The organism is Xenorhabdus sp. XBWT, assembly GCF_059072735.1.
In genome coordinates, this window is the sequence record NZ_CM180990.1 from 182,231 (window position 1) to 194,075 (window position 11,845).

The following is an 11,845-nucleotide window of genomic DNA, read 5'->3' on the forward strand; positions in this document are numbered from 1 at the left end:
ACAGGAATGCTAATATGAATATAATAGAAATATTAACTAACAACCAATTCAAGCATATTTTTAATCTGTATAAAAATATAGAGAAAAGAATAAAAAGTGATGATTGTTCACTTACCCAAACGGATGATTTCATTAGACTTAAAGAAAAAACATCCATAAATAGATCTTCAGAAGAGAGTATATTATTGGCTTTGTTTCCTATACTGACATTTGTTTCTTATATAATATTAGTGATTGTTCTTTATGATTTTTATTTTTCTTCTGATCAAGCAGGATTTATTCGCTCTGCCAATATGTTTATTATTTCGGTGGTTTCTTTGCTGGCACTTTATGCTTATAGAGGTAATATCTCCGCTTTAAAAACCCTCAACGCTATGAATACATTGAGTATTGTATTTGCCTTGAGCATTCTTTTGCTTGATTACTTTGTCTATTATATGCACCACGAATGGTATTTATTGATTATCGTTTTTTTTAATTTCTTCTCGAATCGGGTGATCATTAACAGTGCTGCTTTTTCTCAAGCCATGACAGAAATATTGTGGTTTAAAACAACGAACCATCTGCTGAGAAAAAGCGTAGATAAAATAACTGAAGATGATACCGATGAAAGTCATATTAATTCCCCTAATGCCAATGTGTTCAAGAGGTTTTGGCGATATTGTATACTCAATATAAATCTCAATAAGACGTTAAAGGAAAGTAGTGAACTTAATCAGAGAGTGGAAAGTAATGATCCTGCTTTACTGTCAGAAAGAAGATTAAATAAATATCAACATCTGTTGGAATTTAGTGTTCCGAAAAAAGCGGTGTTGATGACATCATTGGTGACGATTTTATTGTTAAAAGTGTATGTGATGGCGACATTTATGTTGTTTTCTTATTTTGATAACAGGGAAGATCTGCCCATCTTATTTTCTGCCGTCGCAGTTGCCATTGTTTTTGCTCCTTTACCCATCTTGCTGACATATCGGGGAGTAACATCAGGATTTAAGATGTTAGCTTTAGCCCGTTATCTTTTTATCGTTCTTTTTGCTCTATTGGTGGGATTAAAATTTGTTGCTGGTGTGTTGAATTACAGCAATATCTCTTTGGGCATTATTGCTTTCGATTTCCTACTGATATTCTTTATCTTAAATACGGAATATTACAGCCGCCACCTCAGAGAATTACACTATTTCTTAGCTTGGCATAAGATAATCAGACAGAATAACGAATAAAATATCGCCATCGAATGAATTTCCTAAAGAATCATGGTGTTATTTAACTCATTGATTGTAATCAACGCAAACGTTTTCTTTTTTACATTTTCAGAGTAACGATTTGTATGGGTTTCCTGTAGGATAAATCGAAAAATTCTTTTTTTGGGAAACAACATTACATGAGCACAATAACTTCTGGTTCTGCAAACCGTCAGGGCTTGCTTCAGCGCATGTTTAAATTAGAGGAACATGGAACGACAGTTCGTACCGAAATAATTGCGGGGCTGACAACTTTTCTGACCATGGTCTATATTGTCTTTGTTAACCCGCAGATATTGGCGGTGGCAGGAATGGATATTAAGGCTGTGTTTGTCACTACCTGCTTAATTGCTGCGGCAGGCAGTATCATGATGGGATTAATGGCAAACTTGCCTGTAGCCGTTGCTCCTGCGATGGGACTGAATGCGTTTTTCGCTTTTGTCGTCGTTGGTGCAATGGGTATTTCATGGCAAGTCGCGATGGGAGCTATTTTTTGGGGGGCAGTGGGATTATTGATATTAACTGTCTTTAAAATCCGCTATTGGATGATAGCCAATATTCCATTAAGCCTGCGGGTGGGAATTACCAGCGGTATCGGCCTGTTTATTGCCATGATAGGGCTGAAAAATGCCGGTATTATCGTGCCAAATCCCGACACGATCGTCTCAATTGGCAATTTTGCTTCCCATAATGTTCTGTTGGGCACATTGGGCTTTTTTATCATTGCCATTTTAGCGGCACGCAATTTTCATGCGGCAGTGTTGATCTCCATCATCGTGACGACCGCTATCGGCTTCATGATGGGATATGTGGAGTATCACGGTATTTTTGATCTGCCGCCCAGTGTGATGAGTGTGGTGGGTAACGTTGATGTGAAAGGTGCGCTGGATATCACTTTGGCAGGCGTTATCTTCTCATTCATGCTGGTGAACTTGTTTGACTCTTCCGGCACCTTGATTGGTGTGACAGATAAAGCAGGGCTTGCTGACAGCAATGGTAAATTTCCGCGCATGAAACAAGCATTATATGTGGATAGTATCAGCTCGGTAGCAGGCTCTTACGTCGGGACTTCTTCCGTTACTGCCTATGTTGAAAGCTCTTCCGGTGTTTCTGTAGGCGGTCGTACCGGCTTGATGGCGATTGTGGTGGGTATCTTGTTCCTGTTGGTGATATTTATCTCTCCGCTGGCGAGTATGGTTCCTGCTTACGCCACAGCAGGAGCGCTGGTTTATGTCGGTGTTTTGATGACATCCAGCCTGACACGGGTGAAATGGGACGATCTGACTGAATCTGTACCCGCATTTATTACCGCAGTCATGATGCCATTTAGTTTTTCCATCACAGAAGGGATTGCACTGGGTTTTATCACCTACTGCGCTATGAAACTGGGAACCGGAAAATGGCGTGAAATCGGTTCCTGCGTGATCGTGGTGACATTGTTGTTTGTATTGAAAATGGTGTTTGTGGATGCCCGCTGAGCACGATTGAAATGATGAGAAAAGCCTGACAGAGTGTTTCCATGTCAGGCTTTTTTTGGTTAATGTGACTGAATATTTTCAGGTGCCACAAAACTAATACAAACTGGTTCTACTTCAGAGTTTGGCTGGGGCTGAAAAGAAAACTCTTCCTTATGACTGATTATTAATGCCGGCCATTCCTTGAGTGTATGCCCGAAATTTTCCTCCGCGCAGGTTTTCCCCCGCTCTCCCACCAGTAATGCGCCATGTTCCACAATATTTTTTTCTTTGATATGGCGATTGTAGATATTCGGTGGCGGGCCACCATTTAATTTCCAGAGTTGTATCGTTTCCGGGCGATAGTGGCTGTAGAACGTCATCCATTCATGTAAATATTCCCCACCCACGTAATACAAAGGTGTTGAATGCTGTTCGCTCCAGCGCTGATCAAGCTGACGGGTAAAGTCTTTTATCCCGACAAATTTCTGACCGGCTCCACGGATATTTGCCACCATTACGCTGGAATAGCCAATCAACACCAATATGCCGAACACGGTCAGTCCCCTTAATGTGCTTTGCAGAGATTTATGAGGATATACCGTTATTGACCCGACCAACAAAGCTGGCGCAACGATCATAAAAGGCTGCACCCACTCAGTCATGCGCCCGCCCTGATTGAAAGAGAACCAGCCATAAATAATCAGGAGAGGCAGCAGGATAATGATATTGACTAGCTTGTTGGATTGTTTCTTAGGCCAGCCAATCCGACCACCCAGCATATAAGTAATCACACTGACAATAATCAGCGGGTAAAACACAGAAAGCATTGCACGGGTGGTATGCAGATTGAATCCTGCCTTAATTTGGGAATCGACCCACTTGAACGCGGCAAAGTCGTTATTCACCAGCCACCAGAGATTCGGTAAAACCAGTGCGAGCCACAGGATAATGGCGAGATAAAACAGGGGCTCCCGATAATTGCGCCGCACTTTTGGCACGAACAGGGAGATCAAAAAGACAGAACCGATAATGGCAAGGGAAGAGTACTTCGCCATTGTTGCCAGCCCGGTTGTGAGTGCGAAAGCCAGCCACCATTTGGGATGATCATCAATGGCGCGCAGGAAAAGCAGCAGCGACCACGGCCATAGCATGACCAGAAGGTAATTATCGTTATAAGGAATGATATCAAAGTTGATGATACCGGACAGATTCAGCGTTAACATGGCAAGCCATGCCAGAATGATTTTATCTGTCAGTCGGAAAGCCAGCTGCCAGACACCAAGCATCCCGATGGCAATGGCAACAAAGTGGACAAAATACCAATAAAAGCTGAGCGATATATTGCTGATATGGATAGCAGGGAGCATTATAGCACCGACTAACCACGGGTTTTTTGGGGAACCCCACTCGCCATTGGTGCCCCAGTTCAAGGCTTCTACGGCATCATAAGGAACGGTGGGATCGAGAAAGTAGCTTGCTATTATCCATAACACAGCATAACCAGTGACCCAAAGATACAATGGCATGCGGTAAGAAGAAGTATCAAAAAAACGCATGGTGGTTAATGATCAATTATTTGAGTTAAAGTTAATTAGAATATTAGCCGAACTTTAAGCTATAAGTGAATGACATTGGATGTTATAGGTGGTTTCTGTTAGATTCCGCCGAAAATATCTTGATAAAAGCGAGTTGAGTCACAAGCTATGAGCCCGTTAAAGAAAAAAACACCAGCGAAGCCTTCCGCTGGTAAGCAAAAAAGAAAAAGTCGCGCAGAGCTGGATGCAGAAGGGCGCGAACGCAAACGCCAGAAAAAACGCCGTGGTAACCAGACAGGCAGCCGTAGTAACGGTGATGGCAGAGATAAAAAACGTTCAGCAGGTAATCAGGAAAAAGATCCGCGTATTGGCAGTAAAGTTCCGGTTCCTCTGGTCATTGGCGAAAAAGAAACGCCGGTGAAACCAGTCACTAAGCCTGTTGAGGAGAAACAAAAGCCTCGTTTGTCCCCGCAGGAAGAACTGGCAATGCTGGAAAATGACGAGCGTCTGGATGACTTGTTAGAGCGTCTTGAGCAGGGCGAAAAACTGTCTGAGGAAGACAACGCCTATGTTGATAATACACTCGACCGGATTGACGTTCTGATGGAAGAGTTGGGTATCAATCCAGAAGATGATGACAGCGAAGAAGAGGAACGGCAGGAAGATATCATGCAGTTGTTGAAGGGTAAATAATTCCTGCTTCAATGAATTGTGATTGTAAAAGGTGGGTTCATCCTAATAACCATAGTATTTGTATGTTATTTATTATGGTTATTAGGTAAACTATGGTGGCTATCGCAACGTAAACGTCGGTTGCGCAGTATCATCATGACACGACATTTCAACTCGATGAAAAAGTTGCGTTTTGATGGGCGTAAACAGCGGAAGGAATAAGCATGCCAGAGCAAGCCATTGTTTGGGATCTGCCTTTGATCCAGAAATACAACTATTCAGGGCCTCGTTATACTTCATATCCAACAGCATTGGAGTTTAACCCGCAATATGATAGCGTTGATTTTGCTCAGGCTGCTGCCCGTTATCCTGATCGCCCGCTTTCTCTTTATATCCACATCCCGTTTTGCCATAAGCTGTGCTATTTCTGTGGCTGCAACAAGCTGGTTACTCGTCAAAAACACAAGGCGGATGAATATCTAAATGTGCTGGAACAAGAGATTGCGTCCCGGGCTAAATTGTTCTCCCAACGGAAAATCAGCCAGATGCACTGGGGCGGAGGAACACCGACATATTTGGATAAGGCGCAGATTAGTCGGTTAATGTCGATACTGCGCAGCCACTTCTATTTTTTGCCCGATGCCGAGCTTTCCATTGAAATTGATCCGCGTGAAATTGAACTTGATGTTGTCGATCACCTGCGCCATGAAGGTTTTAACCGCCTTAGTATGGGGGTGCAGGATTTCAATAAAGACGTGCAGCGTTTGGTAAATCGTGAGCAGGACGAAGCGTTTATTTTTGAGCTGATCAATCGTGCCCGTGAAACCGGTTTTACATCCACCAGCATTGATTTGATTTATGGTCTGCCAAAGCAGACACCTGAGAGTTTCGCCTTTACATTGCAGCGAGTGCTGGCGTTGTCGCCCGATCGCCTGAGTGTATTTAACTATGCACATTTGCCAAGTCTGTTTGCCGCGCAGCGTAAAATCAAGGAGCAGGATCTACCGGGTGCAATGCAGAAACTGGATATCTTGCAGGAAACCATTGCGACTCTGACAGGCAATGGCTATCAGTTTATTGGTATGGATCACTTTGCCCGTCCTGATGATGAACTGGCGGTTGCTCAGCGCGAAGGCATTTTGCATCGCAATTTTCAGGGATACACGACACAAGGTGAGTGCGATTTACTGGGAATGGGAGTCTCAGCCATCAGTATGCTGGGGGATAGTTATGTACAAAACCAGAAAGATCTGAAAGCCTACTATTCAGCAGTGGAAGAGCAAGGCCATGCATTATGGCGTGGTTTGGCACTAACGCAGGATGATTGTATCCGTCGTGATGTGATCAAGGATTTGATCTGTAACTTCCGGTTGAATTTTGCGGACATTGAGCAGCATTATGGGCTGAACTTCGCTGATTATTTCGCCGAAGATTTGCAATTACTGGCACCACTGGCCGGAGATGAGCTGGTTGAAGTGACAGAATCACAGATTCAGGTATTACCAAAAGGGCGTCTTCTGATCCGTAATATTTGTATGTGTTTTGATAGCTATCTGCGTAATCAGGTGCGGCGGCGGCAGTTTTCGCGGGTGATATGAAGTTATCATTTTTCATCTATACCTATTGGATTTCAAGTTGCTTAATAAAGCGGTATCTATATATTTCAATCATTCAAAAAGGTTAACATTTGCCCAATAATTGGTTAAAATTAATTCTGTGATTTGATTGCTGAAATATGGGAGATCATATGAGTGCTGAAATCAAGCTCCGCATTGCAGAACTTCCTGAGGGGCTGAGAGCTGCCATCAGAAAAGGACAAGCTATTGTTATTAAAGAGGCTGGCGAAGGTATCATACAGGTAAAGGCTTACAGACGTTGGCGAGGTAAGCAAGTATCAAAAGTATCGACAGAAATTGATAATTTTATGGTAAATAGGCCAATTGGTGTTCTGACTAAGTCTAAAAAATCATTGAGGCCAATTGGGATTTTAGTTGGGAAATTGTCTGTTCCAACAGAAGAAGAATTTGCTAAATATGATAGTGAAATCCTTTCAATGTTTGAGGGGAGAGAGCAAAACTGATGTGATATCTGGTTGATACTCATATTTTGCTTTGGTATTTGTCTGATCCCTCTAAATTGAAAAAAGAAATCATTGAATTACTAAGAGATACTGATAATGAAGTTTATTTCAGTGCCACCAGTATTCAGGAAATAGCAATAAAAAGCAGGTTAGGTAGAAGTGATTATTCTTTTGAACCAAAAGTGCTCGTAGATGTTGCACAAAATGAGGTGGGTTTTTTGCCATTACCTGTAACAATAGAACACTCTGTGAGTTATTACGAATTGCCAAATGTAAAACACCGAGATCCTTTTGATCTTATGCTAATGACTCAAGCTTTATATGAAGGCATAGTACTGGTTACAAACGATGAAGCGATATTGTCTCAATTCATTGATTTTTAAGAGTATTTAATCAGAAATAGATAATGGACTTTATTGGGGGGGAATGTCACTATTCCAACCCCAACTCTTTCAATTTCCGCGTTATCGTATTTCTACCCCAGCCCAATAAGCGGGCGGCTTCCTGTTTATGGCCATTGGTATATTCCAGTGCACAATTAAGCAGTGTCCGCTCCAGTAATGGCAACGCATCGGAGAGAAGATCTGCTTTTCCCTCTTTTAAGGCATGTTTTGCCCATTCAGCCAACAGTTGAGACCAGCTTTCAGAGGAAACTGAGTGTGAAAGAGGTGGGCTTTCTGCTTGCTCAGTTGATTGATTGCCTATCAGGTCCGAGGGAAGATCTTGTACCAGTATTTCCTTGCTGGCAGCCATCACCGTCAGCCAACGGCAGACGTTTTCCAATTGACGGACATTTCCTGTCCATGGGAGGTTCATCAAAGCGATTTCAGTCGCGGGATGCAGTACTTTGGCTTCAACGCCTAACTCTTTGGCTGTTTGTTGCAGAAAATGATGCGTCAGACGAGGAATATCTTCCACTCTGTCCCGCAATGGAGGTAGCTGAACACGAATGACATTCAGGCGATGGTAGAGATCTTCCCGGAATTTTCCTTCTGCAACCCGTTGTTCAAGATTCTGGTGAGTGGCGGCAATGATACGAACATCCACCTTCACCGGAGCATAGCCCCCAACTCGATAGAATTGCCCTTCTGCCAGCACCCGCAGTAAGTGAGTCTGGATATCCAGCGGCATATCGCCAATTTCATCCAAAAACAGCGAGCCGCCATTGGCTTGTTCAAAACGCCCTTGACGAACCTGGTTTGCTCCCGTAAAAGCCCCTTTCTCATGACCAAACAGCTCAGATTCAATCAAATCTTTTGGAATTGCTGCCATATTCAAGGCAATAAACGGTGCACAAGCGCGTGGGCTATGGCGGTGAAGAGCATGAGCGACCAGTTCTTTTCCCGTGCCAGACTCCCCATTGATCAATACGCTGATAGAAGAACGGGAAAGGCGACCGATAATCCGGTATACGTCCTGCATGGCTGGCGCTTCACCGATCATGTCTGAAACAGATCCAGCCACTTGCGGATGGGAGGAAGATTGATGCTGTTCGCGATAGTGGCTCAGTGCCCGCTCAACCAGTGCAACGGTTTCATCAATATCGAAGGGTTTTGGCAGATAATCGTATGCACCGTGTTGATAAGCACTAACGGCGGCATCTAAATCAGAATGAGCGGTCATAATGATGACCGGAAGTTGTTGATAACTCTGTTTGATCTGATTGAGTAGGCTCAGCCCATCCAGCCCGGGCATACGGATATCTGAAAGCAGAACTTCAGGGCTGCCCTGTGACAGTGCAGCCAGTACAGCATCAGCGTTTTCAAAACAGGTGCATTCCATTCCTGCGCCACTCAGTGCCCGTTCAAGTACCCAACGGATAGAACTGTCATCATCAACGACCCAGACTTTTCCTCGTTGCATTGTCGCCCTCTACTTCTTGATCAGTTTGATCAGTTATTTCTTGATAGGCAGGTAAATGGAAAATTCCGTATGCCCCGGCCAACTGGTGAATTCGATTTTTCCGGCATGCTGAGTAATAAGATTACGTGCGATGGATAACCCAAGTCCAGTTCCACTTTCATGCCCACTGACCATAGGGTAAAAAAGTGTGTCCTGAATATTGGGTGGGATGCCTGGCCCATTGTCTTCAACATCAATTCTGGCAGCCAGACGGTAACGCTCACTTTGTAAGGTAACCTGAAATGCTGTTCTTGTCCTCAGAGTAATCGTACCGCCTTTTTCGCCCAGAGCTTGCAGGGCATTGCGAGTAATATTCAGTAATACCTGCTCAATTTGGTCAGGGTAGTGGGCTAACTCAGGCAGGCTGGGATCATAATCTTTGATCAGCGTGATATTGGCAGGCATTTCCAATGAAACTAATTGATAAACACGCTCGACCACATGATGAATACTCTGTCGGGTTTGGGTTCCGGGATGCTGTGGTCCCAGCAACCGATCAACAAGAGCACGTAGTCTGTCAGCCTGTTCAATGATCACTTGAGTATATTCCCGCAAATATGGTTCTGGCAGTGCCTTGGCGAGCAGTTGTGCGGCTCCTCGTAACCCGCCAAGGGGATTTTTGATTTCATGTGCCAGCCCCCGAACCAATTCCCGCGCAGCTGCCTGCTGTGCTTGTTGAATCTGCTCTTGGCTTAAACGTCGCTGGCTATCCATAGGTGCTAGTTCCAGCAGAATAAACTGTTCGGAAATTGGTTGGGCACTGAGCGACATCACGTGAGAGTGATTATTAATCACCAATATGACTTCGTTATCGGTAAAGCCATGGCCGCTTATCAAACTAGAACGCATCAATTCTGTATCCAATGAGATATAGCTAAACAGAATTGGAAGGGGTGTGCCGAATAACTTACGTGAACTTTGTGCCAGAAGTTGCATTGCAGAATGATTGGCATAACGGATAATCAAATCATTATCCAACACTAAGACACTGTTTATCTGTGAGTCGAGAATCTGTTCTGCATCGGGCAAATCAACCATTGTCATTCAATCTCTGCACTTTTTTGGTGCATTGTAGCCTATCTAAGCAACTCAATGGGCTTTCTGTTAAGAATGTATTTTGACTCCTTCGGAATAAGAGTCATTACGTACAATGTGAACCTGCTTATATGCACCGGAAAAGAACCCATCCGAAGATGGGTCAAAGTTTCACGGCAACAAAAAATGAATCACAGTAATATCATCAAGTACAATATTCAGCATTACACACTGTAATACAGTTCAAACTCCAGAGGATGTGGAGCCATACGGACACGTTCAACTTCACCTTGTAATAAATTGATATAAGCATCAATTCCATCATCGGTGAAAACACCACTGCGTGTCAGGAATTCGCGATCTGCATCCAATGCAGCCAAAGCCTCTTCTAAAGAAGAAGCCACAGTTGGGATCTCTTGTGCTTCTTCCGCAGGCAGGTCATACAAATTTTTATCCATTGCATCACCCGGATGGATTTTATTGATGATGCCATCAAGGCCAGCCATCAGCAGGGCGGAAAAAGCAAGGTAAGGATTCGCTGCCGGATCAGGGAAACGCACTTCAATACGGCGGGCTTTAGTGCTGGCTACAACCGGAATACGGATAGAAGCAGAGCGGTTACGGGCAGAATAAGCCAGCATAACCGGAGCTTCAAAGCCGGGTACCAGGCGTTTGTAAGAGTTAGTGGTTGGATTCGTGAAGGCATTCAATGCACGGGCATGTTTGATAATACCGCCGATATAGTACAGCGCCATCTCAGACAGACCACCGTATTTATCACCTGCAAACAGGTTAGTGCCATCTTTGGATAGTGACATATGGCAGTGCATCCCGGAACCGTTATCACCGACTAATGGTTTTGGCATAAATGTGGCAGTCTTACCATATTTATGGGCAACATTATGAACCACATACTTATAAATTTGGGTTTCATCTGCTTTTTTTGTCATGGTATTAAAACGGGTGGCAACTTCGTTTTGTCCGGCTGTTGCAACTTCATGATGGTGTGCTTCAACCACCAAACCCATTTTTTCCATTGTCAGACACATGGCTGAACGTAGGTCTTGAGAGGAATCTACTGGCGGAACAGGGGAATAGCCGCCTTTGATGCCGGGACGATGGCCTTTGTTACCGCTTTCATAACGTGTGCCGCTGTTCCATGCTGCCTCAGTATCATCAATATGGTAGTAAGAACCAGAGATGGAACTCCCGAAACGGATATCATCGAACAGGAAAAATTCGGGTTCTGGTCCAAATAAAACGGTGTCTGCAATGCCGCTCGCACGCAAGAAATCTTCCGCGCGTTTGGCAATGGATCGGGGATCGCGATCATAACCTTGCATCGTGCCCGGTTCCAGAATATCGCAACGTATAATGAGCGTGGCATCATTAAAGAAAGGATCAATCATTGCAGTGCTTGGGTCTGGCATTAACACCATGTCGGACTCATTGATACCTTTCCAGCCACCTATAGATGAACCGTCAAACATTTTTCCATCTTCGAAGAAATCGTCATCAACTTGATGGGCAGGGATAGTGATATGTTGTTCTTTACCTTTGGTATCAGTAAAACGTAAGTCAATAAACTTCACCTGATGCTCTTCAATTATGGACAAAACATGTTCAACGGACATACTGAATTCTCCTGGTTTACATCGGCCAGATAAAACTGTGCAAGAAAGCTGCTGTTTTATCTAGGGGCGATTGTGTATCTCTGCACAGTCAATTTTTGTGAAATTACTCATGCAAAGATTAATGCGAAAAGCGTGCCAACTTTTAAAAAGTCTTTAATATCAGAGTATGATTTTTTGGCAGCTAGAGAATGGATAGGATAAAGGCCAGTTTTTAAATATTTTGCACTGTATTGGTGACTTTCAGTTACGGATGTGCACTTAAGTGGTGCGATAGACCGTTCTGGTCGAT

Annotated in this window: 10 protein-coding genes; 6 read left to right on the top strand and 4 right to left on the bottom strand. The window is 43.7% G+C overall.

Features of this window, described 5'->3' with window-relative positions; all coding sequences use genetic code 11:
* Positions 1-14: 14 nt before the first annotated feature.
* Together AC5JQI_RS00800 and AC5JQI_RS00805 are read left to right on the top strand one after the other, a co-directional pair.
* Positions 15-1,220, top strand: coding sequence for a hypothetical protein (locus AC5JQI_RS00800; protein ID WP_493913389.1), 1,206 nt, complete (start codon positions 15-17; stop codon positions 1,218-1,220).
* Between the two features lie 161 nt (positions 1,221-1,381).
* Positions 1,382-2,719 (top strand): NCS2 family permease, encoded by a 1,338-nt coding sequence (locus AC5JQI_RS00805; RefSeq protein WP_493913390.1) that lies wholly within the window; start codon positions 1,382-1,384, stop codon positions 2,717-2,719.
* Between the two features lie 59 nt (positions 2,720-2,778).
* Here the strand turns inward: AC5JQI_RS00805 and AC5JQI_RS00810 are convergent, their stop codons facing one another.
* Positions 2,779-4,254, bottom strand: a complete 1,476-nt coding sequence (locus AC5JQI_RS00810; protein ID WP_493913391.1) for an ArnT family glycosyltransferase — start codon at positions 4,252-4,254, stop codon at positions 2,779-2,781.
* Between the two features lie 147 nt (positions 4,255-4,401).
* On the opposite strand from AC5JQI_RS00810, the gene yihI reads away from it, so the two are divergent.
* The 4 genes from yihI to AC5JQI_RS00830 all read left to right on the top strand — a co-directional run bounded on the left by yihI (position 4,402) and on the right by AC5JQI_RS00830 (position 7,368).
* Positions 4,402-4,926, top strand: coding sequence for a Der GTPase-activating protein YihI (yihI, locus tag AC5JQI_RS00815; protein ID WP_493913392.1), 525 nt, complete (start codon positions 4,402-4,404; stop codon positions 4,924-4,926).
* 203 nt (positions 4,927-5,129) lie between these two features.
* The gene (hemN, locus tag AC5JQI_RS00820; RefSeq protein ID WP_493913393.1) at positions 5,130-6,503 is read left to right on the top strand and encodes an oxygen-independent coproporphyrinogen III oxidase; all 1,374 of its coding nucleotides are present in this window, start codon (positions 5,130-5,132) and stop codon (positions 6,501-6,503) included.
* A 149-nt stretch (positions 6,504-6,652) separates the two neighbouring features.
* Positions 6,653-6,985 (top strand): hypothetical protein, encoded by a 333-nt coding sequence (locus AC5JQI_RS00825; protein ID WP_493913394.1) that lies wholly within the window; start codon positions 6,653-6,655, stop codon positions 6,983-6,985.
* A gap of 8 nt (positions 6,986-6,993) precedes the next feature.
* A complete protein-coding gene (locus AC5JQI_RS00830) occupies positions 6,994-7,368 on the top strand; it encodes a type II toxin-antitoxin system VapC family toxin (protein WP_493914580.1) in 375 nt (124 codons plus the stop codon).
* 49 nt (positions 7,369-7,417) lie between these two features.
* On the opposite strand, the gene glnG is transcribed toward AC5JQI_RS00830, so the two are convergent.
* The 3 genes from glnG to glnA form a co-directional block, all read right to left on the bottom strand.
* A complete protein-coding gene (glnG, locus tag AC5JQI_RS00835) occupies positions 7,418-8,848 on the bottom strand; it encodes a nitrogen regulation protein NR(I) (protein WP_493913395.1) in 1,431 nt (476 codons plus the stop codon).
* A 33-nt stretch (positions 8,849-8,881) separates the two neighbouring features.
* Positions 8,882-9,931 (bottom strand): nitrogen regulation protein NR(II), encoded by a 1,050-nt coding sequence (gene glnL / locus AC5JQI_RS00840; protein WP_493913396.1) that lies wholly within the window; start codon positions 9,929-9,931, stop codon positions 8,882-8,884.
* Positions 9,932-10,146: 215 nt separating this feature from the next.
* Positions 10,147-11,556 (bottom strand): glutamate--ammonia ligase, encoded by a 1,410-nt coding sequence (gene glnA, locus AC5JQI_RS00845; protein WP_493913397.1) that lies wholly within the window; start codon positions 11,554-11,556, stop codon positions 10,147-10,149.
* Positions 11,557-11,845 lie beyond the last annotated feature (289 nt).